Source organism: Flavobacterium eburneipallidum, assembly GCF_027111355.2.
Lineage (GTDB): Bacteria > Bacteroidota > Bacteroidia > Flavobacteriales > Flavobacteriaceae > Flavobacterium > Flavobacterium eburneipallidum.
Map to the genome: position 1 here is coordinate 1,474,323 of NZ_CP114291.2, position 24,936 is coordinate 1,499,258.

Here is a 24,936-nt window from a genome sequence, read left to right on the forward strand (position 1 = left end):
TAATTATATACTAATATTCCTTAAGTTGATGGCTTTAAGTTATTTAATATTTACACCTTTTTACAGAATGTAGCTTTGTCGGTCTTATTTTGTTTGCTTAACTGGATGTTTTTTACCTTTTCAAGCTAAAATGACCTTTGGCTTCTCTGCCATCACCTAATTGTAACGTGTACCAATAATCATCAGAAGGCAATGGGTTTCCATTAAAGTTTCCATCCCAACCTATGTCGCTGGCTGATAGTTTTTTTAGAAGTTTTCCATATCTGTCATAAATATAAATGATAGAATTGGCATTTTCGGTAGTGTTTATTCCTTTTACATTCCAATAATCGTTGTATCCGTCATTGTTTGGTGTAAAGAATTTTGGAACTCCAACAACGGCTATGGTTCTAGAAACGGTATCGCAACCATTTTTGTCTTTTATATAAAGCTCGTGAATTCCAGATGGAATATTAACAAACGTATTGGAGTCTTGAAAAAATCCAGTTGGTTCGTCCAGACTGTATTGATAATCTCCGGTTCCTGTAACAGTTATGGTCACTGTATTGGTATCAGCCATATCAGTAACGGCAACGGTTTGAATTTCTGCAATGGCTGATGAGGTTACTTTTATAATTCTAATTCGGCTACATCCAGTAGTATTGATTACTTCGACAGTATAAACACCTTCGGTAGTTACGTTTAATGTTGGTGCGATTTCAGTTGGCAAAACACTTCCGTCTTTCGACCAAATATAAGCATAATCGCTTGCTGGTGAGCCGTCTTCAATTCCTGCTTGGAGTTGAATATTAAATATCGGTTGATTGCAAATTAATACATCATCACTTCCATCAAGATTCAAATTGATTTTAGGCAGAGGATTGACTATAAATGGTAAAATTACCGAAGCAGTGCAAGTATTGTTTACTGGATTTATTACTGTTGCAGTAACGTTTTGAGTTCCTGTTACAAAAGGATTTGGTAACGGACTTGACAATAGATTTCCGCTTCCATCAAGATATTGAACCATCATTCCTGTTTGTCCTCCTAAAATAGTAGCTTCAAATGTTGTGGTATCAAAAGCAATTTTTCCGTCTTGAGTCAAAGGATCAGCTTCATCATCACAGCTTGTTGTCAAATTTGCAGGAACGGCAAAAGCTTGTGGTAAATCATCTACAATGAATTGAATAGTGGTTTCGTCGGAACATTTTTCAGTAGTGTTATTGGTAACAACCACTCTAATTGTTTGCGAAGTGGAGTTAAATGTCGCTGGAAACGGGCTGGTTATCAAAACGCCATTAGCATCTTTAAGAGGATTATTGTTTGCATCAAAATAAGTTACTGTAACTGGAAACGATTGATTCGTTCCTAATAAAGTAGTTTCTAGACTTGAGGTGTCAAAAGGAAAAATCCCGTCATGATTGTCGTCACATTGTCTTGGAATGCTAACTGGATTAGCAAACGGCAATTTTTCAACGGTTAAAGTTACAAAAGGCCCCAAACCATAACAAGCATTATCAACATCACTATCGACACGAACCCAAATGTTTTGAGTATTTGGATAGCCAATGTTTCTGTAATTTGAAATATCTGTAATAGCATTGAGTTCAGCCAAGGCATCGGCTTGATTTTTATAATATTTTATGCTATAATTTCCAGCTGGTAATAAAGCTTTAATGTCGTTTGTAACGCTGCTAAAATTGAAAGTAGCAATTCCATCTCTTTTATCATTATTGGCGTTGTTCAAACCGTTAGTGTCTAATAAATCATCACACTCTACAAAAGGTCGGTTGAAAGTACTTGGAATCTGGGTAGCCGAAACTTTCAAGGTTATTTTTGCTACTCTAAAGCAACCATTGGTATTGGTCACTCTTGTCCAAACGTCCATTGTGCTTGGTGTTGTATTGGTAAAAGCTAAAGGCGTTGTAATAAGTTGAGCAGCATTGGCAGTGTTGGCTCCTGCTAAAGTGCTGTAATACGTAAAAGTTTCATTGGCAGCATTACTCGAAATTTCATTGTTTTTCACCGTCAAATTGAAGGCTGATCGGGCATCCAAATCATCATCGCATTGTACTATTGTTACGTCATTTACAATCGGTAATGGATAAATTGTTAGTGTGGTTTCAGCAGAAGTTAGTCCACATGAATTTCCTGTTTTGTTTAATACGACACGGTATTTGTAGCCGTTCATAGCATTGGTGATTGTCGAGATAATTAACGGATTTGCATTGACATTGGGATAAGTGGCACTGTTGGAAAGGTTATTCCAATTGATACCATCTGTTGATAATTGCCATTGATAGCTATTTCCGCCATTGTCAACTAACGAAATACTAGCGTTTTGCAATTCGCAAGTTGGTGCAACAATAGGTTGTGTTGTGATTACTATTGGCGCAGCTGTGGTATAATTGGGATGAGGAGCTGTATAAGGAGCTCCAATAACTTTTCCGTTTGAATCAACTGTTATTGGTGAATTTCCGAATTTACCATCAACATCTCCATCTAAAAACCCTGCTTCAATCACGTCATTACATAAATCATTATCGCTATCTGAATCGCGGTAATTGCGAATTCCGTCCGCATCTGTGTCAATTCCAATTTCAACGGAATCTAAAATTCCATCGTTGTCACTATCTAAATCCAGATAATCAGGAATTCCATCGTTGTCATTATCAAAAGGTGTAAAACCAGGTTCAAAAGCATTGTCTAAACCATTTTTGTTGGTGTCCGCATTTGACAAAGTAATCATGTTGTTTACTTGAGCTTCAATTACATCTGGAATACCATCGTTATCACTATCAATATCCAATTGGTCGGGATTTCCATCTAAATCGGAATCTTTGGGAACACAACTGGCAAAAAACTTTAAACTTACTTGGTTGGGATTGGTATCAGAAAGATTTTTGTGGGTAAAACTGATTGAATTAGATAAATAAGTCAAAAATTTAAAATTTCCAGTTCCTGCTACTAAAGGGACAGTACTATTAAGTCTAAAACGGATTTCAAAAGACGAATATTCGGTTATGCCACTTTCGTAAATGCCATCATAATTGGTGTCAATCAGCAATTGATTGTCTGGATTGAGAACGGTTATGGTTTTGTTCACATCTGAATTTATGATGTATTCTGCATCGGCGTTTAATAAATCCGTTGTGTTTGCTGTCGTTACATATTCCATTCCTAAACTTATGGGATTGGTAAAAGTCATTTTATAAGTAACCTTTTTATCAACTCCAGCTGGAACAGTAGTAATGAAACTTCCATCAGAAATTCCCGTAATGGTTCCTCCGCTTGATATTGTTTGTCCTGTAAAAGAATTGGAATAAGTGCCAACTGCAACTGTTCCTGCGGCAATATTGGTCAAATCTATATTTTGGTTTCCGTAAGATTCAGTACAATTAGTGATTCCGTCATTGTCATTGTCAATATCAATATTGTCGTTTACTTTGTCTGAATCAATATCTGTTGGGCACTCGCTTACTGGAATTTTGTCTGAAAAAATAGGAATTCCACAAGCTAAAGTCGTTCCTCTTACTTGATAATATCCTGAAGCTGTTGGATTGTAACTATTAGAAGTTTCTCCTAAAATTTCAACATCATTTTTAAACCATTGAAAAATATCATAAGAAGATAAAGTACTGATTTTTAGTTCTATATTCGGAATACAGTTGGAATTTGCACCTACTTTTATTTCGGAGATAATTTCTGGTTTGATGTCAAAGCCCGAATAATAGCCACCATAAGTAGCAGCATTATTAGTCCCGTAATAAGAAACATAAACTTGCTTGGTCGATTTCACAGAGATATTACCTGTTAATCTGGCTATAGAATAGCGCTCAAATCCAGGATTTCCAGTAATTGCTGTTGCCGATCCTATTGCTACAGAATTGCCGTTTTCGTATACATTTACAATAGCTCCTTTTTCAGTAACAATATTCAAACCTGCTTCAGGGAAGGGGTTATTTCCTATAGATCCAATGACTGGAATATTATCCACACTATTAGGAGTCGAACAATTGAGTGGTGGCACAAAAAACATATTCTGATTGGCTGGAGAAGCGGATCCGCCGATACTTTGGTAAGCAAAGACATTGTCAGAGGTAGTAACATATAAATTCCCATTACTGAATTGGCTTCCGTCGATAACTACATAATCGCCAGCATTGGCAATAGTGGTGTAAGGTGTTGTGCTGCCATTCAAAAAAACATCGATGTTTGGAGTATGAGCTATTAATAAAACACGTTCTAAATCGTCATTTCCAATCCCTTTTACAAAAATATATTCTTTTCCTATTTTTTCTAAAGATACTATTTGGTCAAAACCTAAATCTCTACCATTAGTACTAGTGCTATTGCTACCACCAAAAGAGCCCGAATTCACTACAACATCTTTATTGGATTCTACTAATGCGCCAATTATTTTACTACTGTTAGATGGAAATCCAGAGCCTGTAAAGTTTTCTAAAGCCATGGTGTAGCTTTCATTCTTTTTTAAAGTTACAGTAATGGGACCGTTATAAACAGTGCCATTTGCAAATACGGTTCCAATGGGAATATTAGAAATAGTTACTGTTGTATTGTTTTCTGTAGATAAAATGGAGGCAAAATTCAATAAACTGAAATCTACGTTAGGATTGAGCATCGCTCCAAGTCTAAATGTAGTTCCCAATGCGCTATTTCCTTTAGAAACTAATCCTCCAGCATGATTATAACCACCGTTATTAGTTCTGGCAGAATTGACTCTCATACTTACATAAACCAAGGCTTCGGCTTCTATTATAAAGCCTTTGTCTTGGGTAATTCCGGTACTGAATTTCGGTGTGATTAAGCGAGTGTTATTTCCAGTTCCGATGTAATGTACATAAGGAGTCGTATTGCTAACTGTAGCACTTATAGTAGCTCCACCAATTTCAATGATTTTGAAATTTATAGGGGTTATACTAGGCGTTGAAATGTATAAATAATGATCTTCTGCTAGACCATCTTGAGCAATTACTGGTGGTATATAATGTGTTTTGCTAAATTGAGCTAAACAACTCATGGAGGCAAAAACTAAACAAATGATAAATATCTTTTTCATTCGTTAAAAATAATAAAATATAAGCTATCTTTTTAAAGAAAAGTGTCCTTTAACTATTTTTCCATTGCCAAAGTGGAGTGTAAACCAATAATCATCAGCTGGTAATGCAGCGTTATTGAAATAACCATTCCAACCCAAACTATTTGCATTGAGTTGTGCTATTAATTTTCCATAGCGATTAAAAATAGTAGTAACAGCATTTGGAAATAAATCTAGGTTTTTTATTTTCCAATTGTCATTCGAACCGTCAGCATTTGGAGTGAAAAAGCGAGGATAATCTAAAACATAAATTGCGAATGGATTGGATGTCCCACAACCATTTTTATCTTGGGCATAAGCCAAATAATTGCCTGGAGCCATTCCTGTAAATAATGGACTGTCTTGGTAATAGATGTTGTCAAGCGAAAATTCATAATCACCTACTCCAGTATATTCAATCAAAATAGAGTTTTGAATGCCTGCAAAATCATTCACTTTTGCACCAGTTATAGTCGCAATTTCAGAATCAGTAACTGTAAAGTTTTTAATCGCTTTGCAATTATTCGCATTGGTAACTGCTACAGAATATTTCCCAGCAGTAGTCACCGTAATCGAATTTGAAGTTTCGCCAGTATTCCAAACATAACTCGAATAGCCAGTTGCTACAGTCAAATCTACGCTTGAATTCGCACAGAGAAATGCAGTTTCCTCCTGAAAATTAGTTGGATTGAAAGTATTTACCACAACTGTTATTGGGATAATTCCGTAACAATCGGCACCGTTTATGATACGGGCATAAATGATTTGTAGATTAGGGATGGTATTTTTAAATAAATTAGGCAATGGATTTTTTTGAGCAACAGCATCGTTGGTGTTTCTGTAATATTCTACTTGCATTCCTGCTGGTAATCCAGTCAGAACTTGTGGTGTTACTTGAGTATTCAAATCAAATTGATACAACCCATCTTGAATCGCATCTTCATCGCAAGTTGAAATTGGATTTTGTGGCGCGATAGTATTATTGGCTACAACTAAATTGACATTTGCATAATTCGCACAATTAAAACTATTAGTAACTCTGGCAAAAAGTGTTGGAATTGCAGGTTTGTTAGTATAAGAGGTCGGGTTTAAAATTGGACTTGTATTCGCTCTAGCATTCGATAAAGATTCAAAATAGACAACATCGCTTAAACTGGTATTATTGTTTTTGATGCTATTGTCCACTTTAGTCAAATCAAAAATGGTAATTCCATCGTTGTTGTCATCGCATTGGGTAATTGTAGTGTCAGACAAAAGAATTTCAGGGGCGAATTCTATATTTATTTTTCCAACTGCGCTACAACTGCTTGGAGAAAATAGTACTTCAACCGAATAAGCTCCAGTATCTGTAACGGTGTAAGAAGGACTCGTCGCACCTATTATTTCTGTGTTATTCCTGAACCATTTGTAGCTGTAGCTCGCAGACAATTTAGTGTCAATCACAAGGCTTTCGCCAAAACAAACCGGATTATTTCTTGTTCGATCTGGTCCTAAATCAATTTTTGGAGCAAAACTTCCCGCTTGTAAAAATACAGCCGAATCATAATACTCGTTTTTGTCATCGGCAATTACTAGCTTAATGCGGTAGGTTTTTCCTGGAACAACACTAGTCTGAGCATTCATAACTACGGTTTGTCCCGCATAATTGATTGGGCTAGTTGCTGTATTATTCCCGTTGTAGTAATTGCCATTTACAGCAGAGCAGTTATTAGTGTTACCATGAATATTTGTGGAAGAAACAGGAGTTGTAGTTCCAGGTATTACAGCCAAATTTTGATATTCATCCACACTTCCTTTTTCCTTAATCAAAAAAGCAAAGCCATCGGAATATTGACACGGACTTGAACCATTATATTCGTTGGAAGCAAAAATATAATCAAAGCTTAAAAAATTGGTCAGTGGAGTGAAATCGAATTCTAAAAAAGTAGCATTTGTAGAAGCAATTCTAATAGCTTGTTCCAAATCAGTATCGCCTGCCCAAGCCGTATCATTGCCATCACCTCTATAGAAAGCATAAGGGCCAATAGAATTTTTAGCACTCCAAGTACTTAAAACAATTCCTTCTTTAAACGGAAAGCTGCCACCTCCATTGGTAAAAAAACCATAACTGTTTTGTCCAACAGGAAAAGCATCACCGTTAACATTGAAGTTGGAAACCAAAGCACAAGGACTATTGACTAATACATTTTCTACCAGTTGCTGGGCGGTGTATGAATCATTTACAGTGATGTTTTGTGCAAACAGAAGATTTGTATTGCAACAAATAAGAAAAAAATAGCATGTATTTAGAATCCATTTCATAGTCTTGCAAAGATACCTAAATCTATGTTTTTGAGGGTTGAAAAGTGTGTTTTTAACGCTGGTAGAGTCCTTATTTTATAGAAAATTCTTGTCCTGCTATGCGATATTAGTGTAAATTTGCCTTAAATGTATCAAAAATGGAAGAGCAGTTAATGGTTTTTAAAAAGCCAAGTTATCCTTTAAATAATTTATTTTTAGATTATTTAGAACGCTTTGATCGTATTTCTAAAGTCTCTATTTTTTATGATGATTTGTTGCGATTTTCAGGTTCAATCAATGTATATGATGCTAATGATAAAGATACTTTGTGGATTCGGGTTTATTATTCAGAATACGAGCGTGATGAAATTGATTTGAATCTGAAAAAAATCTATTCCTACTTGCATTCAGATGGGAATTTAGACATTATCAAATTTTTGAATGTTGATGCTATTGATTATTGTACTTTCGGGAATTCAAAACCTTTTCGAGTAAAAGTCAGAAATATTTTGAATGACAATTACGTTCATTTTTATGTAAAAAAAGCCGATGCTTCTCGCATTTACGGATTGGAACTAGAAGACATTCTTTCGCCCGATAAAATCAATTTTTTGGTTTATAAAGATACGCTGATCGAAGAACACATTATGGGAATTCCAGGGGATGTTTTTATGGATACTCTGCTGAAAAATTGTTCGGAAACCGAAAAATCTCAAATCGCCAAAGAGTTTGTCAAATTCAACGAGCGTTGTATGATACGTCTTCTGGGCGATATGCGCGCTTATAATTATGTAATTGTTCCGATTCATGATTTTGATCACGTAGTTTTTAAAATTCGCCCCATAGATTTCGATCAACAATGTTATGAAGGGAATTTGAAAGTCTATCGTCCGCAGTTTTTTAAAGAAAATTATCCTATGATAAAATTGGTTAAAGAAAAATTGCAACCCGATTCGATAGATCAATACAAGAATGAAGAAAGAGCTATTTTGGCCAAAAGAATTTTTTCGAATGAAAGACGAATTAAGAAATTAATGAATATTATGGTCAATGATGTCATTGCACCTGATAGTCACATCGAACAATTGAAATCAGAACTGTATAGATTGACGCTTGATGTCAACTTTAAAAGAGCACAATCAATGGGAAGTGTGCTCAACTCGGCTTTTGAATTTATTACTCGAAATTACAAGCATACCAATTTAATTTAAACACATGAAAAAAGCTTTTTTAGTATCCTTTTCTTTGGTCTTGTTAGCCTGTCAGCAAGATTCAAGCCAAATGCAAACCCTCTATTCTTTGCCTAAAAAGTTAAAAGAAGTTTCAGGAATTACTTATTTTCCAGACACTAATTTGCTTTACACATTAGAAGATAGTGGTAATGCCAATGAAGTTTATGCCTTGAATTCAGAAGGAAAATTAGAAAAAACAATAACGATTACCAATGCTATCAATGTAGATTGGGAAGATATTACTAAAGATAAAGACAATAATTTATACATTGGTGATTTTGGTAATAATGATAATGAACGCCAAGATTTGTGTATTTATAAAGTTGCCAATAAAGAATTAGATAAAGAAAATGCGGTAGCTGAATATAAAATTTCCTTTTCTTATCCAGAACAAACGGAATTTCCGCCCAAGAAAAAAGAACTTTTTTATGATGTAGAAGGTTTTTTTGAATACCAAAATTACTTTTATCTTTTTACCAAAAACCGAAGCAAAAACTTTGACGGAACGGCATTTATCTACAAAATTCCAAATGCTCCTGGAACTCAAAAAGCGGTAAAAATTGGAGAATTCAAAACCTGTGACAATTACAATCATTGCGTTTTAACCAGTGCAACCATTAGTCCTGACGGAACAAAAGTGGTGGTTTTGAGCCACGACAAAATTCTATTATTTCAAGGTTTTCAAGACGATTTGTTTCATAAAGGAACGCAAACCGAAATTCTATTGGGTGATTTTTCTCAAAAAGAAGCCGTTGTTTTTAAAGATAATAATACGCTTCTTATTGCCGATGAAAAGACGAACAAAGTAGGAGGTAAGGTCTATGAATTTAAGTTGAAGTGATTTATCAAATCTTGTAGGTGTTTTATTTTATACCTACAAGGTCAAAAAATAGACCTTGCAGGACATAAAAACTTATTATCAAAAACTATAAGCCGCTCCAAAAACTACTCTTCCAGCTTCTTCAGGAGATTTAAAATAAGAAATTCTGGCTGTAACTAGATTAATTCCGTTAAGCCAAAGTCCACCACCAAAATCATTGTGCCATTTTTCTGAATTTTCTCCATCCAACCAAATTCGCCCATAATCAAATCCAGCTAAAATTCCGTAGGTTAACGGTGCAATGGTTTTGCGGATTTTACCAATAGTGTAGCGCAAATCAGTACTTTGTGAGAAAGCAGTATTACCCAGAAAACGTTCGGTTCTATAACCTCGTAAATCTTTATCGCCTCCAAGAGTTACTCCTTGATAGAATTCGTAATTGTTATTCAAAATGGATTTGGCTTTGATGTTAGTTCCCAAAACCAATCTTCCATTAGAATTTATTTTGTGCACAAAACTTAAATTACTTTCTAGAACAGGAAAACTCCTTTTAGTATCTCTTAAATTGGTCATCCAAGTTGCCGAAACGTTAAAACCTATTCCCAAAGTAGGTTTGGGATTAAAATCGGAATTGCTAAAACTGTAATTTATTTTCGCACCTCCGTACAGCTGATCTTCAAAAACTTTTGGATCTACAGTTCCAGGTATGTTAATGTATCGATTGGCTGTTTTTTCCACTTCCATCTGGTTAAAAATAGCCTGAAAACTAAATTCGTTTCCGTAGCGACCAACGTGCCTAATAGCTGGAGCAACATTTATTTGTTGGATACGAACTCTGTTGTAATCCATTCCCAAATCTTGATCGTTATTTGTAGTTTCATTTCCAGAACCAAAATAATTGATAGCAAAGTTGGGTGTGGTATATTTGGCTTCTACATCAATAACCCAATTGCCCAATAACCCAGGAAAATGTGCTTTATAATCGAATTCGAAACCACCAGTTGCAAAATAATAATAGCTGTTTAAAACGTGTCGTTGTGTGTATGGATTTTGTTTGAAATTGTTTACCGTGTAATTCAAATTCAAACCTAGTTTGACACCATCATCTGGATTAAAACCCGCCGTTGGCAAACCAGAAAAGACATTGTATTTTGGTTTATTGCTATTGTATAAATTCACTTCATAATCATCCGTAAGTACTTTTTGGGCTTTTTTATCTAAATCATACGTATTTGGTTTTGATTTGAAGTCGTAAATTACCACTCTTTTTCCGTTTTCAATAGTGTACGAATCATTGTTTTGACCACCGATTAAGCGAATCAATATTTTTGATTTAGCGGTTCCAGTTACTTCATACACATCATCATCGTCCAAACCGTAAATCCAAATATTTTTGGTGGTTTTATCCGAATAGATTTTGGTATAAATTAATTCTTCTCCGTCTTTTTTGATGCGATACACTTTTAGTTCCAGCCCTTTTTTAGCACTATGATTCAGTACAAATTTGTCTTTTTTATCCGTTCCAGCAATCATAACTGTGCGACTTAACACATCCGAATAAGTAGCCGCATATTTTTGAAGTTCTTTTTTTCTGTTTTTCAGATTTTGCTTAATTTCTTCAATCGTTCCATCTTGAACTTCTTTTGGCAAATTGTCAAAAACCTTGTCAATTTCAGCATCCGAAAGATTTTCTTGAATAAATTTGGCTTGTCCAATCCAATCATTTTTACCAGAAGTTCGAACAAAAGCCAAATCCAATGGATAAGGTTCACGATTGAGCCATTTGACATTATCGATTTTTTTTCCAAAAGTGCGCATGTGTCTCAACGCTGGAATATTCATCAAAATCGAAAGCAATTTGCCATCATATTTAGTAAAAGCTTGGTCACGATCTCTCGGAATGGGTTTGTAAACTATTTTATCACCCACTTTATATTCGCCCCAACGCCATTGATCTTCGTGCCTGTCCCAATCGCCAATAAGCATATCAAACAAACGCGCTTTGATGTATTCTTTTTCGTCAACCGAATATTTTTCGTCTTTGTGCAGATTTTTCATCATATCAGCGGTGCTGATAATATCGTTGGGTTTGCCAAAACTGCGAGCATTTTTTTGATTATCAGTCGGACGCTCTTCTACGAGATACAATTCATCTCCAAAATTAGAATTAAATTCTTTCAAAGCATTTTGTTTCGGAATATAATACAACACAGGATTGGTATGCGCTAAACCAATTTTGTCAGCTAAATTGCCCACTGCAAATGGTGTATATGGATGTGATGTGGTGTAAAAATCCAATAAAAAACCTTCGGCATAAGTGTCTTCAAAATCATTTTCGACATATTGATCCTTGAAAGCTACGGATTGTAAAAATCGGGTAGCACTTTTTTTCATCGCTCGCATGGCATATTCTTTTCCTTGAGGATTGATCATTCGCAATGATTTCGATTGGTGTCCTCCTCCTTCTCGCATGGGTTTCAAACCACCAAAAACGGTATCTAAACTAGCTATTTTTACTTCGATGGGTTGGCTGTAATATTTTCGATAATGCTTTCCAAAAAGAAATTTATGAAACCAACTTTTTTGAGTCATTTCTTTAGAATAAATGGATGTTGAGATTGTGGCAGGAAATTGAGTAGGCCAGTTGGATGCCCAATTCACTTCTTTCACTTTTATAATTTCGTTTTCAAAAAGCATTTTTTCTTTTTGATTCTCATTGCCAAAAAATGTTACTTTCGCATCACCAGTTTTAAATAATGTTAAAGTAGCATAACCATTACCACCATAAGAAAAATCATTAGGATTTATGGCTCTTGCTGCTTCCGATTTGGATCCTGCACCACTAATAATTTGTTTGATATTTTCGTTGTCAATGTATTGCAAATTATGATCGTGACCAGAAACAACAATTACATTTTTCTGATTTTGAATCAGTGTTTTTATCCTTTTGGAAAGAATAGCATATTGTTTATTTTGAAGGTCTTGCGGACTAATTCCTGATGTTTTTCGTACTAAATTAATGAGTGAACCCACAACTGGCAACGGTATTTTTTGTTCCAATGGAAACAATTGTTTTTCCAAAGAAAATTGTCCGCCATGAGTACCGTTAGTCATCAAAGGATGATGAATGGCAATGATAACCGTCTTTTCTTGATTTTTGTTTAGAATACTTTCTAATTCAGCAAAGAAATCTTCCCTTGTTTTGATGTCGCAGTCGTCATTGATTGTGGTATGATTGTCCCAGTTTTCTAAAAACCATTCGCTATCAATGGTAACCAAAGCGGTGATACTATCAATTTTTATATCTTCGATTGGACAGGCATTTCGAGGCGAAAATGCTTTTTTATCTTTCAAATAATTGGTTACAAAATTGGCTTGTAACTGCAACCCTTTTATACCGCTGTACCAATCGTGATTACCAGGAATAAAAATTGTTTTCCCTTTAAATCCTTTGGTCAATTCCAATTGATTGGTCAGTTTTTTTTCGGCTAAAGTTTTTGTTTTTGCATCGCCATCACTCGGAAAACCTTTAGGATAAATATTGTCTCCTAAAAATAATAAGGTCGATTTTTTATTGGCTTTTTTTAGTTTTTGATGCAGTAAATCAAGGGTTTGCTGTGATTTCTCTTCATCGGCATCGCCAGCATCTCCTACTAAATAAAAAGTGTGTGTAATTTTTAGGCTGTCAGTTGCGTTATCTGATTCGTTGGCAGCTACTTTTTTTCCATATTGAGCGTGGTGTGTTGCGCAAGAATGTAGTAGCAATAATAGCGAAAATAGGATAAGATAAGTTTTAATCTTGCTTATAAAAGGATAATTCAAAAACAATTTCATAATTTAGTGGGATAAAATATTCTTATGAATCTAACAGAACAATGCGAAGATTTCGTTTATAATTTACTCAAAGGTAAGCTTTCTAAACTGTATTCCTACCATAATTTTAATCACACCTTAAGTGTTGTCAATGCTGTAAAAGAGCTTTGTATAAACGAAAAAGTTCCAGATTCGGATAAAGAAATTCTTTTAATAGCCGCATGGTTTCACGATACGGGTTACATCAATGGAAATCTGAATCACGAAGCCGAAAGTATCGTTATTGCCACTCAATTTTTAAAAGAAAAAAAGCAATCGGACGAATTTATAGCCAGTGTTGCTAATTTAATTTTAGCTACAGCCAAAGAATATCAGCCTAAAAATCATTTGGAAAAAATTATTAAAGATGCCGATTTTATCCATATCACCAGTTCTGAATATCTTTCAACTTGTGAATGTTTGCGCCTTGAATTGAATAATACTACCAATATGTCTTTTTCTAATTTGCAATGGGCTACAGAAAATTTTGATTTCTTGTTGAACAAACACCAATTCTACACTGATTTTGCTCAAAAAAATTGGCAACCTTTAAAAGACAAAAATATAAAACGCATTCAGAAAAAAATTAACAAACAAGAAAAGAAAAAAAATATGTTAATTGAGGACGAAAATAAAAAGAAAGAAAAAGTAGAAAAAACCGATCGTGGAGTAGATACTTTGTTTCGGGTAACGTTAGGAAATCATACGCAATTGAGTGGCATTGCTGATAGTAAAGCGAATATTTTATTGTCGGTCAATGCTATTATTATCTCAATCGCATTGTCTTCGATTATTCCAAAACTGGACAGTCCTAAAAATGCTCATTTGGTTATTCCTGTTTTTATTATGCTGATTTCGAGTGTGACCACAATAATTTTTGCCATTTTATCGACAAGACCCAAAGTTACTACAGGATTTTTTACCCGTGCAGATGTCGAAGCCAAAAAAGTGAATCTGATGTTTTTTGGAAATTTCTATAAAATGCCTATCGAAGAATACGAATGGGCAATGAACGAAATGATGAAAGATCGGGATTATTTGTACTCAACAATGATAAAAGATTTGTATTATTTAGGCTTGGTTTTACAACGAAAATACAATCTATTGCGGATTACCTACAATATTTTTATGATAGGAATTATTGTGACAGTTATCGCATTTATCATAGCGTTCAAGTCAGTTGGACTTTAATTATATATCTATCCGTTACTTGTACTAATTTTAAAAATTACACACGGATGACACGGATTTTTATATTTATGTCAGCGAAAATTCGCCTAATCCGTGTCATCTGTGTTCTTTTTTTGTTATTAGTCCGCTTTACGGACAGTCATATTAATTTATTTCGTCCAATAAATCTTGATAAGTTATTTTTGGTGAAGGAAAATTATTTTCAGTATTAGCCACTTTCACTCGAATCGCTCTTAATCCAGAAACGCCTTGTAAATCTTCTACCTCAAATTGTTCTATTTTGGGTTCCAATATTTTTTTGTGTTGCAAGTATTTGATGTATTTTAAATATTCGTTTTCTTCAGCAACTTGAGAAAATACAATCGTAATTTTTTCTTTTTCGGTGATGCGTTCTTTCGATCCTTTTATGTGTGCTTTATCGATTCGTTTTTTGACCACTTCATAGCGTGCATTGTAAGTTCCATCCACATCAAAACGTTTTTCGTCCATTCGAAAACGGATAGAAAGTGGCGAACTAAATACCAAAATCAACGAAGTAACATCCAATTGATACTGCAAAGTCGCTTTGAGCTGGTGGTGTTCCAATTCCATTTCGCACAAAGTTTGCAATTGCCACAAACGCAAATTGTGCAAATACATCATGTCAAAAGGTTTTGTAGGCGAAATCGAAGCTCCAATATACAAATTGTGTTCCACGCCATCCGTTTTGAAGCGTTCGTAATAATGCGGATAAATTTGTTGGGCTTCCAGTTGTTTTCGGTCTAAAATCGAAGCTAGTTTTTTGTTGATTATGGACATGGCATTATCAAACTTTTTTCGTTCCTGATAGAACAAACCTGTTTTTTCGTCAAGACTTTCAAAATACAAAAGTTCTGATTTTTCGTTTTTGGCATTGCCTTTCGTATTTTTTAAAATAGGATGAATTTCTTCTTCAATATAACGCTGAATCTGTTGTTCGGTGTCGGCTTTCAAAGGAAATTCCAATTCTTTTCGCATTGATTCTAATTCAAATTTGCGTTGTTCCAAAAGCACTAAATTTGATTTTGTGTCTTGATTTTCGAAAATTTCCAAAAGAGTAGTCAATTGGTTTTTCAGGTCTTTTTTTACCGTTTCATTTCGGTGTTCCGATGAACCTTTGATGTCAATTTGCCCGTACAAAGGATAGACATTTTTGAAAACTATTTCCTTAAAAATATAATCTTTGGTATGATTGCTGTTTTGAAAATAACTTTGGGATTCTCTTTTGAATTTCCAATACACACTTGGGTGAATCGTAGTATATTCTCTTTGAATAATGGCTTCGATTTGGTGTTGCATATCGGTATTGTAACGATCAATCGTGTCGGTCAAATAAGGTAAAACCAAATCTAATTTGGTGGCATTTACACTATTTAATTCTCGTGGATTTTCAGATACAATTTCCAATATGCCTAATAAATGGTCGTCTTTGATGACGGGTGCAAAAATACAACTGCCAATATTTTGATGCAGCAAATGTTGTCCTAATCTTTCGTTACCTATCTCGTTGGCAAATTTTTGGACATTTGAAATTACAAACGCTTCTTTTTTTTGCAATAAATTTTCAAAGGAACAGCCAAAGAAAGCATTTTTGCAATCGACTTCATGCTCTGACGAAAGCAGAAAACTATTCATTTGAACATCTATTTTAAAGGGAGTGTTGAACTTTTCCTCTTCTTGATTGTAAATAATGAATCCTATTTTTAAGCCTGGAATTTTAAAAAGCGAGGTGAAAATAGATTGAATAATTTCGGATGGAGTAACTTTATCAGGTTTTAATAAATTACTTTTCAGATTTGAAATGGCATTTTCGGTTGTAGCATCAAATAGAGAAACAATCCCAAAACCTTTTAAAATCCAGCTTCCAACAGGAAATTTTGATTTCCAAAGTTCAAGATCATTGTAATTATCAATTAATAGGTCAATGTCTTCTGGTGTTAAAGAAAGTGCTTTTTGGGTTGGAATAATTTCCATAAAATCGGCATTGTATAAAATGCGATAATGTTTTACAATTCCATTTTCATCTGGAATATCATAAAAGAAAGGACGGTTGAAATCAATTTTTTGTTTGTAATACATTTGCAAAATCAAACAACAATTGCTGATGTAAAATTGGTGGTCATCAAAATCACGAATTTCCATGTCGAATGTAGTCCCAGCATTTTTTAAAATACTCTTAAAACGTTCGGTATAATTGAAAGTTAAATTCTGAAACGGAATGGTTACGGCTTTAATTTCATTTTTGGTCAAAGCAGTTGGGAACAAATCGGCAAGTAAGTGATGAATTAGTGTTTCATTTTTTTGAATAATCGAATAATCTTCAATTCCGGTTCTAAATTCAGGCAAAGGTTCAATTTCTTTTAGAATGGCTTTGGCATAATTCGAACGATAATCTACATCTGATAAAGCAATTTCTTCAAAAGATTCGATTAATTTGTGAAAAGAGATTATCGTTTTAAAAGGACTGTTGATGTCGAAATTAGTAGCCATTTGGAATTTCATTTAGTATGTAAATTTACTAATAATCCAATAGGTGAGACTGTTTTTTGATTGTTATTTTTTATCAAAAAACCTCAAATGCAATATCCAGTAGAACCGAATATTCAAATTGATTCCGTTTTTTTCAAAATTATAGAAGTGCTAATTTTAAGCTGGACAATGTTTTTTTTGGTACAGATTGATCAAAGTTTCATTGATGTCCTTTAGTTCAGGAGTTAAAAATGTTTTATGCCCTTTGGTGTCGTCAGTCAATTCTAAACCGCATACTGAACATTTGTATTCCTTGAAATGATTGGTGATGTTTCGAGAAGTTATCATTTTATGCCCAAAAAAAGAGCAGGAAATTTTTTTGATTTTGACAAGGTTCATGGTTAGTTGGTTTAAAATTAGACAAGTAAACATATATAAAATTTCGATTAAAAGTAAAATATAATCGTTTAAAAGCATTTTTTGTGATATAAATAGAGTAAAAAACTTATAGCATAGCCTTCTGTTATAATCTAGTTTAGTCAAAAAAAATCCCCAATTATTTTACTAATTGAGGAATTGAATGTGTTTGATTTTGAGAGCCTTACTAGCTTTTTACTTCTTTATTGAAATAAACCAAGTAATAGTACATTTGTTTTTCTTCGTCCCAGCCTTTTTCTACAAATTTCTCGGCACTTTCTGGATTGATGAAATCCATTTTGATTTGAATTTGTGTATCCAAGTTGATTACATTTTTAATCGATTTTCTAGCATCAGAAACCGCTGCATTCGCAATAGGGAAAGTCGTAATATCTTCAATACTGTATTTTTCGCCTTTGTCAACTTTATAGTTTTTGAATTCTGGAATCAAATCAGGATTGTCCAAAACTTCGTTTAGGAAATTGGTTTCTTCAAACTGATCATTTTTGGCAAAATAATTCACAGAACGATTCATAAACATTACTTCTTCTTTTTTGTCTTCGGCAGGAAAAACAACATCTTTAGCAAAACCTTGACAAAATTTCAAGTATTTTTTAGTGATGAAGTTTTCGTCTTCGAAAGCATCAACCGAAAGGAAATGTTCTAACCAATAGCGAGCATCATAACGGTTACTGTCAACAGTTAGGATTTTGTACCCTTCTTCTTTTTTGTAATTAAAAATAATACAACCTTTGTCTAGTTTGCTCAAATTGATTCCTTGTTGCAAAATCATTTCTAGGTTGGTTCCTTTTTCTTCAAATTGCAAGAAATCTGCTTGTAGCTCGCTTTTAAAAATTCCAATAGCATCCACTACATTATTGTCGATATTGATATTGGTCAAATGTGTTATATAAACCTCTCCGTTTTTGATGTGTGGATGATTGGATTGTTCGAATAAATGAGTCGTGATTTGTTTCGAAACTTCGTGTAAACTACTTGGATTTTCAAAAATTTGTGTAGCGAATTTGAACATATCGTTGTACTCTAGATCTACTTCGTGTGCAAATTGAAAGTAGTTTTCTTCTTTTTCCCGAAAAGGCTTAAAGAAATATTCTTTGATTAAAGGAACTACTTCGTCATTTAGTTTAAAAGCTTCTTCCGATAAAAAAATAGCTTCGTTTCGGCTTTTGTTTCCCACTCTGTGAATGGATAACGTTTCTATGTACGTGTTAAATAAATTGATCATTGGCTTTTATTTTTTAGACAAAAGAACCAAGATGTAAGACAGAGTTGAAGTCTTTCATCTTGGTTCTCTATTATTGATTTCTTCTCTTTTTTAATTCCAGTTTTCTTCGAAGCCATAGTCTTCAAAACTATCGTCTCCGCTAAACATATCTAAATCTTCTTCGTCTAGATCGTCTTCAAATTCGTTGTAACTTTCATTTTCATCATCGTCGGCAAGAAATTGTTTTTCCATTGCTTCGTCAGGCATTGCACCAACAGCAAAAATGGTTTCTGGATACGTATTTCCAGCAACAATTTCTTCGATTGCGGCTAATTCTACAAGGAAAGTCCACATGTTGATGAAGTCATAAACATAAATTATTTTGGTATTTTCTTTATCCAAAATATCCGAAAGCTGATAATCACTCATCGTTTTTTGTTCGCCCGGAATATCGCCAGTATCAAACATTGGGATTTCGTCTTCCTGATTCCAGGTATCATCACAAGTATAGAAAGAAGCTACTTCCATTCCGTCAAATCCAAAAGAATTGAAGATGGCGTTGTGTAAATCCTCTAAAGTGTCTTCGGCAAGTATCGCAATATCTCTAAAAATGTCCTCTTCGGCATCAAGAATTACTCTGAATTTGTAAACCATAATCTTTGTTTTTATTGAAAGGTCAAAGGTAAAATATAATTTTAGATTTTAGATTTCAGATTTTGGATTTGTTGATAAGATTTTAAATCCTTGAATTTTTGATGGTTTTTGGTTTTAGGAATTTGAAGGTGAGTTAAAGGGGGTTTATTTTGTAATTTTTTTTACTAAAACATAGCCAAAATGAAAAATAATAGTTAGTCCACCTCCAATAAACCAAAAAACCATATAAATAGCCATAATAGGCATTCCACATCTAAATTCTCCCTCTTTGTATTTGGGTATAAAAAAATTAGGTAAAACAAATAAATGTAAAATCAAAATTAATCCAAAAACCAGATATTTCCACTTTTTAAAGCCATATTTATCTAATAAAAAGTATCCAAGAATTTGCATTATAAGGATTAAAGTAATTAAGTGAATTGGAGCCATAAATTAAATAATTATATTTTTTAAAAACAGAGATAACCTAGTTTTTTACCGTTAATCCGAGCTTCTAGCTCGTTCCTATTTCAATTAGTGAATTTTTTACAATTATAATTAGTTCTTGTAATTCAACGGCATATTTCGGTTTTATGATTTTCTGATACGTGGTAAAGAAAGGCGAAATTTCAATTTTATTTTCTGTTTTTGGATTTTCATAGACAATGATTTCGAAAGTAATTTTTCGCATTTTCAACCTAAAGACATAGCCCCAATCTGCTTTTGTTGGCAAAAATGTTTCATAGTCTTTTTCTAATATCGATTCCAATTTTTCTCCTAGAATTGAAATATATGGTGTATTAATTTCGACTTTCATTTGTCTTAATTCCTTTGAAATTAATTTTTTAAATAAAACATAACCAGTTTATACAAGCTATAAAGTTACTTCAATTCAACCGTTTTTAGTTTGCTTTGTGACATAAAAGAGGTAGTTTTTATTTAGCTAATATATAAAAGTTATTTATGAAAAAAGTCAAGTTGGCTTTTGATTTAGAGTTCTTATCATTGTAGTTAGATTTCTAGCAACTAATGAATTTGAGGGAATGCATTTTGTTACAATGGAGTCAGTTATTTTTTAATTTTATGAAGTAACTTTTTCTTAATAAGATGATAGTTTGGATGACTGGGATAACTTCTGTTAGAAGTCATATTGTTAAAAATTAAAGCGGTTAGTAATAGAATCAAAACACCAATCAAAACAGGCGAAAATAGGTAAATATAGCCAAGGTCTTTAATCTTGTCCGAACCAATAATAGCGATAAGTGCAGTTGCACCTCCAGGTGGATGTAGGGTTTTGGTAATCTGCATTAAAACAATAGAAAGTGAAACAGCCAGTGGAGCTGCTATCCAAATAATATCGGGAAGCAACTTGTTAACGGTAACACCTATAAAAGCAGAAATCAAATGACCACCAACCAAGTTTCGAGGTTGCGAAAACGGACTTTGAATAATACCATAAACCAGTACACTCGATGCTCCAAAAGAACCAATCAAATAAACCGCATCATTTCCAGAAAAATGAATGGATTGTATATAAGCTAGAATTCCAATACCAACAAATGAACCCAAAAATGCCCAAAAATGCTCCTTCCAATCCACCAATGTTTCTTTGTAGAGAATATAACGGGTCTTGCGGTAGCTTCTTTTTATTTTTTGGATAGGCATATTTTTATTTTATGATACTTGGAGTGAAACTATAAACTGTGAATGGATAAATCGTTTTTGCGGTGTATTTCGAAATCAAACAAACCACCAAAATCGGAAGGAATAAAGTATAATCATTGGTTAAACCACAAACCAAAAATATTGCCGTAAATGGTGCGTGAATACTAGCACTTAAAACGGCTGCCATTCCGATAATCATAAAGTTTAAAGGAATTACACCTGCATTGAAAAAGGTATTTAAAACAGAAGCTACTAATAATCCTAAAAATGCACCGATGAATAAACTTGGAGCAAAAACGCCACCATCTCCGCCAGAAGCTAATGTTATGGAAGTTACAATTGGTTTTAATATTAACAAACCAATGAAAGTTAAGGCTAACGTTATGGTCAATGGAATTTCAGATGAATTCCCCAAAATGGTTTTCATAGCGTGATACCCTTCGCCATACAATTGCGGGAAAATATAGAATGCAATACTCAATACTGCAGAACCAATAAGGATTTTATAATAATGAGTGTTAATTTTTGAGAATTGCGATTTGAAAAACAAAACACATCGGGTCAAATAAACCGAATTCAATCCGGCTAAAATTCCTAAAAGGATAAAATAAGGAATGGCTTTAATGTGCCAAGTTACAATTGAAACAGCAAACAAAGGTTCATCTTTTAGAATGGTAATCAAACCAAAAGCAATGGAAACGGCAATAAGATTTGAAATCACAAAAGCACGAGTTACTTTTCTTGAAATAACCTCTATTGCAAATAAAATTCCTGCAATTGGACTACTGAATAAAGCCGTGATTCCTGCTGCAACACCAGCGCAAATCAGTTCGGTTTTGTATTGTCTAAAAACATTTTCTTTTCGTTGAGCAACTGATCCAATTGTTGCCGAAGCGACAACTGTAGAAACTTCAATTCCTGTAGAACCACCAAAAACAACAGTTAATAATCCGTTGATGAAATGGGATGATATTTTATAACTAGGTAGGTTTTTAGATTTAGAATTGGTGCTTTCAAAAATTTCTTTGATGCCTTTGTTTTCTTTTTTCTTAAATAAATACTGTCTTAAAAAGTAAATTATTGACAATCCGAATACTGGAAAAACAATAAAAAATATTGGATTGATAGTAGCTTTATGAAAAAAAAGTTCTTCATAATGTTCGGTTGCTTTTTTCAAAACAAGTCCTAAAAAGGCGGAAAGAAAACCGATTAAGATAGAAACAATGACTAGTTTTTGGAATTTTATTAGTTGGTAATTTGCTTTAATCCGAGTGGTATTGTTCATTAGAAGTAAATTTGTAAAACCATACGTTTTATGATATTCACAAAATTAGTCAAACAAAATCGGTTTTTAATAAAATCATCTAGGTATTAAATGTTAAAATTATCGAAATTACAGTTAAAGCTCGTAAAATTCAATCGGTAGTAAATCAGGATCGGCTATGAAAGTAAATCGTTTTTGGGTGGTTTTATCTATTCGAATGGGTTCTGATTCAATATTTTGGGTATTCAAAAAAGCAACTGTTTCTTCAAGCTTATTAACTTCAAAAGCCAAATGTCGCAAACCAACTGCTTCTGGTCTTGAAGGGCGTTTGGGAGGATTTGGAAACGAAAACAGCTCTACAATATAATCTCCGTTTAATGCCAAGTCCAATTTATAGGATTGGCGTTCCTCACGGTAAATTTCTCGTACAATAGTTAGCCCTAAAACTTCTGTATAAAAAGTTTTGGATTTTTGATAATCCGAGCATAAAATGGCGATATGATGAACTTTGTTGAGTTGAAGCATTGGTTGTTGTTTAGGTTATTGATTTAATTTCCGAATTATTCTAGCAGGATTTCCTACTGCCAATGAATTATCAGGGATATCTTTGGTAACCACGGAACCAGCTCCAATAACACAACCTTTTCCGATAGTAACTCCAGGGCAAATAACAGAATTTCCGCCAATCCAACAATCGTCGCCAATAGTTACGGGCAAGGCATTCTCTAACGTTTTTCGAAGTTCAGCGTCAAGCGGATGCGAAGCAGTGTAAATTTGAACATTTGGGGCAATAAAAACATTGTTTCCCAAAGTAACTGGAGCACAATCCAGCACAACACAATTGACATTGAAATAAACATTATCTCCGCAAATCATATTATATCCATAATCGCAATGAAATGGTGGTTCGATGTAGAAATTACTACCCGAATTCGGAATTAATTCCGCTAAAATTTCCTTTGCTTTTTTGGTCATTCGATATTCTGTAACATTCAATCGATGCAGTAATAATTTTGCTTTTCGACGATCTTTTACTAAAGTGGCATCGCCAGCCAAGTAGTATTCTCCGTCTATCATTTTTTCTTTTTCGGTTTTCATAATAAAGTAATTGTGTTTTGTAAATGTAAATGAAATTAGAAGAGCATACAATTCATCCTCAAAATTCGACAATTCAGTAAGTATAAATTTTATGCTGTAGAATAACTACTGTAAGTTTGTTTCAGAATTAAGCAACAAGCTAAAAATAAAGAATATGATTAAACTGATTATAGCAATGGTAATTTTTGTTTGTGATTTAATATTCTAAAAGAATAATTGAAAAATCTGTCCGATTTTTTTTGACTATTTTTAAGCCTAAAAACTATTTTTGTTAAAATAGAAACAGTAAAGAGTATGAGATGTATCAAAAACAGGTAGTAAATAAAAATATTAATCTACGATAAAATGATTTATAAATTAATAAAAGAAATTCCAAGAGCTTTAATACTATCAGTAGCAATATTTCTAGTATTGTTATTGGTTAAAGTGATTACAGGAGTTGCAATACGTTTTGATTTTCATTTATTGGTCAATTTTGGCTATACGATGCTTTATAGCCTTGTTCTGTATTTTGTTAATGCTGTTTTATTTATTTATCTGGACAAGTTTTTTGAAGTAGATAGATTTACAAAAAGGAGAGTGTTTATTGGATTTTTAGGTTCTTTTATAGTTTCAATTTTAGCTATTTTTTTACTTCGAATTTTTGAAGATGTAGTCGTTGAGGGAAAAACACTAACTGTTTTTTTTCAAAATGAAGTATTGGCTAATTATTTAGTTGCAATAATTATTACATTTTTTGTGACATTGGCTTTTCACGCATTCTTTTTTTATAAAAGCTATCAAGAGAATAAAGTCAAACAACAAAAAATTATTGCAGGAACAGCAAATGCCAAGTTCGAAAGCTTAAAAAATCAAATCGATCCGCATTTTCTCTTCAATAGTCTGAATGTTTTGAGTTCTTTGATAGAAGAAAATCCAGGAAATGCGCAACAATTCACTACTTCTTTGTCTAAAGTGTACCGCTATGTTTTGGAACAAAAAGACAAAGAATTGGTGCCTTTAGAAGAAGAATTGGCTTTTGCCAAAACCTATATGGACTTGCTAAAAATGCGTTTTGAAAACAGTTTGTTTTATGAATTACCCGAAACAATTGCAATTTCAGAGTCTAAAGTAGTGCCGCTTTCGTTACAGTTACTGCTCGAGAACACCGTAAAGCACAATGTGGTTTCAGACAAAAGACCATTGCATATTACGATTTTTATCGATGGTGATTATCTAGCTGTTCAAAACGATTTTCAAAAGAAAGACACTTTATCAGATAGGAAAGGAGTCGGCTTACAAAACATCATCAATCGCTACGGAATTATTACCAATCGGAAAGTTTTAATTATTCAAACTGAACAAACATTTACAGTCAAAATACCAATTTTAACCAAACAAATTACAATTATGGAAGCTAATGCCACTTACAACGAGAATACCGCTTATTTTAAAGCCAAAAAACAAGTAGAAAAAATCAAAGCCTTTTACGGAAGCTTAATTTCCTATTGCTTTGTAATTCCATTTTTAATTTTTATTAATTTGAAATATTCTTCAGGATTTCAATGGTTTTGGTTTCCAATGTTCGGATGGGGATTCGGATTAGTGATGAAAGGACTTAAGGTGTATGGCTACGGATCCAACTGGGAAGAGCGAAAAATTCAGGAAATATTACGCAAAGAAGATCAAACGCAAACTTGGAAATAAATTTAAAAA

Annotated in this window: 17 protein-coding genes; 4 read left to right on the forward strand and 13 right to left on the reverse strand. The window is 33.5% G+C overall.

The window, feature by feature from the left end; translation table 11 throughout:
• Positions 1-112: 112 nt before the first annotated feature.
• Positions 113-5,059, reverse strand: a complete 4,947-nt coding sequence (locus OZP15_RS06175) for a T9SS type B sorting domain-containing protein (protein ID WP_281337289.1) — start codon at positions 5,057-5,059, stop codon at positions 113-115.
• A 24-nt stretch (positions 5,060-5,083) separates the two neighbouring features.
• Positions 5,084-7,378, reverse strand: coding sequence for a T9SS type B sorting domain-containing protein (locus OZP15_RS06180; RefSeq protein ID WP_281337290.1), 2,295 nt, complete (start codon positions 7,376-7,378; stop codon positions 5,084-5,086).
• A gap of 137 nt (positions 7,379-7,515) precedes the next feature.
• Between OZP15_RS06180 and OZP15_RS06185 the strand changes: the two genes are divergently transcribed.
• Positions 7,516-8,568: a hypothetical protein gene (locus OZP15_RS06185; protein WP_281337291.1), complete on the forward strand. Its 1,053-nt coding sequence runs from the start codon at positions 7,516-7,518 to the stop codon at positions 8,566-8,568.
• Between the two features lie 4 nt (positions 8,569-8,572).
• Entirely contained in the window at positions 8,573-9,430 is an 858-nt protein-coding gene (locus tag OZP15_RS06190) for an SdiA-regulated domain-containing protein (protein WP_269227599.1), read from the forward strand.
• A gap of 78 nt (positions 9,431-9,508) precedes the next feature.
• Here the strand turns inward: OZP15_RS06190 and OZP15_RS06195 are convergent, their stop codons facing one another.
• Entirely contained in the window at positions 9,509-13,243 is a 3,735-nt protein-coding gene (locus OZP15_RS06195) for a metallophosphoesterase (protein ID WP_281337292.1), read from the reverse strand.
• Between the two features lie 24 nt (positions 13,244-13,267).
• On the opposite strand from OZP15_RS06195, the gene OZP15_RS06200 reads away from it, so the two are divergent.
• Positions 13,268-14,452: a Pycsar system effector family protein gene (locus OZP15_RS06200; protein ID WP_281337293.1), complete on the forward strand. Its 1,185-nt coding sequence runs from the start codon at positions 13,268-13,270 to the stop codon at positions 14,450-14,452.
• 144 nt (positions 14,453-14,596) lie between these two features.
• On the opposite strand, the gene OZP15_RS06205 is transcribed toward OZP15_RS06200, so the two are convergent.
• From OZP15_RS06205 to OZP15_RS06250, 10 genes are all read right to left on the reverse strand, one after another.
• On the reverse strand, positions 14,597-16,960 hold the full coding sequence (locus tag OZP15_RS06205; RefSeq protein ID WP_281337294.1) for a GAF domain-containing protein: 2,364 nt from the start codon (positions 16,958-16,960) through the stop codon (positions 14,597-14,599).
• Between the two features lie 156 nt (positions 16,961-17,116).
• On the reverse strand, positions 17,117-17,416 hold the full coding sequence (locus tag OZP15_RS16305; RefSeq protein ID WP_489886133.1) for a DUF1660 family phage protein: 300 nt from the start codon (positions 17,414-17,416) through the stop codon (positions 17,117-17,119).
• A gap of 127 nt (positions 17,417-17,543) precedes the next feature.
• Positions 17,544-18,602 (reverse strand): nucleoid-associated protein, encoded by a 1,059-nt coding sequence (locus tag OZP15_RS06215; protein WP_281337295.1) that lies wholly within the window; start codon positions 18,600-18,602, stop codon positions 17,544-17,546.
• Positions 18,603-18,692: 90 nt separating this feature from the next.
• Complete coding sequence (locus OZP15_RS06220; protein ID WP_269227604.1) at positions 18,693-19,235, reverse strand: IS1096 element passenger TnpR family protein; 543 nt, start codon at positions 19,233-19,235, stop codon at positions 18,693-18,695.
• A 144-nt stretch (positions 19,236-19,379) separates the two neighbouring features.
• Positions 19,380-19,664 carry a hypothetical protein gene (locus tag OZP15_RS06225; protein ID WP_281337296.1) on the reverse strand — a complete coding sequence of 95 codons (285 nt, stop codon included), beginning with the start codon at positions 19,662-19,664 and terminating at the stop codon, positions 19,380-19,382.
• A 64-nt stretch (positions 19,665-19,728) separates the two neighbouring features.
• The gene (locus OZP15_RS06230) at positions 19,729-20,031 is read right to left on the reverse strand and encodes a hypothetical protein (RefSeq protein WP_269227606.1); all 303 of its coding nucleotides are present in this window, start codon (positions 20,029-20,031) and stop codon (positions 19,729-19,731) included.
• Between the two features lie 251 nt (positions 20,032-20,282).
• Entirely contained in the window at positions 20,283-20,879 is a 597-nt protein-coding gene (locus OZP15_RS06235) for an HPP family protein (protein ID WP_269227607.1), read from the reverse strand.
• Positions 20,880-20,883: 4 nt separating this feature from the next.
• A complete protein-coding gene (locus tag OZP15_RS06240; RefSeq protein WP_281337297.1) occupies positions 20,884-22,164 on the reverse strand; it encodes a chloride channel protein in 1,281 nt (426 codons plus the stop codon).
• Positions 22,165-22,278: 114 nt separating this feature from the next.
• Positions 22,279-22,668: an SMU1112c/YaeR family gloxylase I-like metalloprotein gene (gene gloA2, locus OZP15_RS06245; protein ID WP_269227609.1), complete on the reverse strand. Its 390-nt coding sequence runs from the start codon at positions 22,666-22,668 to the stop codon at positions 22,279-22,281.
• A 15-nt stretch (positions 22,669-22,683) separates the two neighbouring features.
• The gene (locus tag OZP15_RS06250) at positions 22,684-23,241 is read right to left on the reverse strand and encodes a sugar O-acetyltransferase (RefSeq protein ID WP_281337298.1); all 558 of its coding nucleotides are present in this window, start codon (positions 23,239-23,241) and stop codon (positions 22,684-22,686) included.
• Positions 23,242-23,586: 345 nt separating this feature from the next.
• On the opposite strand from OZP15_RS06250, the gene OZP15_RS06255 reads away from it, so the two are divergent.
• On the forward strand, positions 23,587-24,927 hold the full coding sequence (locus OZP15_RS06255; RefSeq protein ID WP_281337299.1) for a histidine kinase: 1,341 nt from the start codon (positions 23,587-23,589) through the stop codon (positions 24,925-24,927).
• Positions 24,928-24,936 lie beyond the last annotated feature (9 nt).

What these genes read in the sequence shown, in the direction of transcription:
- OZP15_RS06235 (WP_269227607.1), bottom strand. Translation starts at nt 20,879, where the DNA reads ATGCCTATCCAAAAAATAAAAAGAAGCTACCGCAAGACCCGTTATATT.
- OZP15_RS06215 (WP_281337295.1), bottom strand. Translation starts at nt 18,602, where the DNA reads ATGATCAATTTATTTAACACGTACATAGAAACGTTATCCATTCACAGA.
- OZP15_RS06220 (WP_269227604.1), bottom strand. Translation starts at nt 19,235, where the DNA reads ATGGTTTACAAATTCAGAGTAATTCTTGATGCCGAAGAGGACATTTTT.
- OZP15_RS06250 (WP_281337298.1), bottom strand. Translation starts at nt 23,241, where the DNA reads ATGAAAACCGAAAAAGAAAAAATGATAGACGGAGAATACTACTTGGCT.
- OZP15_RS06255 (WP_281337299.1), top strand. Translation starts at nt 23,587, where the DNA reads ATGATTTATAAATTAATAAAAGAAATTCCAAGAGCTTTAATACTATCA.
- OZP15_RS06175 (WP_281337289.1), bottom strand. Translation starts at nt 5,059, where the DNA reads ATGAAAAAGATATTTATCATTTGTTTAGTTTTTGCCTCCATGAGTTGT.
- OZP15_RS06185 (WP_281337291.1), top strand. Translation starts at nt 7,516, where the DNA reads ATGGAAGAGCAGTTAATGGTTTTTAAAAAGCCAAGTTATCCTTTAAAT.
- gloA2 (WP_269227609.1), bottom strand. Translation starts at nt 22,668, where the DNA reads ATGCTTCAACTCAACAAAGTTCATCATATCGCCATTTTATGCTCGGAT.
- OZP15_RS06180 (WP_281337290.1), bottom strand. Translation starts at nt 7,378, where the DNA reads ATGAAATGGATTCTAAATACATGCTATTTTTTTCTTATTTGTTGCAAT.
- OZP15_RS06200 (WP_281337293.1), top strand. Translation starts at nt 13,268, where the DNA reads ATGAATCTAACAGAACAATGCGAAGATTTCGTTTATAATTTACTCAAA.
- OZP15_RS06225 (WP_281337296.1), bottom strand. Translation starts at nt 19,664, where the DNA reads ATGGCTCCAATTCACTTAATTACTTTAATCCTTATAATGCAAATTCTT.
- OZP15_RS06195 (WP_281337292.1), bottom strand. Translation starts at nt 13,243, where the DNA reads ATGAAATTGTTTTTGAATTATCCTTTTATAAGCAAGATTAAAACTTAT.
- OZP15_RS06205 (WP_281337294.1), bottom strand. Translation starts at nt 16,960, where the DNA reads ATGGCTACTAATTTCGACATCAACAGTCCTTTTAAAACGATAATCTCT.
- OZP15_RS06190 (WP_269227599.1), top strand. Translation starts at nt 8,573, where the DNA reads ATGAAAAAAGCTTTTTTAGTATCCTTTTCTTTGGTCTTGTTAGCCTGT.
- OZP15_RS06230 (WP_269227606.1), bottom strand. Translation starts at nt 20,031, where the DNA reads ATGAAAGTCGAAATTAATACACCATATATTTCAATTCTAGGAGAAAAA.
- OZP15_RS16305 (WP_489886133.1), bottom strand. Translation starts at nt 17,416, where the DNA reads ATGCTTTTAAACGATTATATTTTACTTTTAATCGAAATTTTATATATG.
- OZP15_RS06240 (WP_281337297.1), bottom strand. Translation starts at nt 22,164, where the DNA reads ATGAACAATACCACTCGGATTAAAGCAAATTACCAACTAATAAAATTC.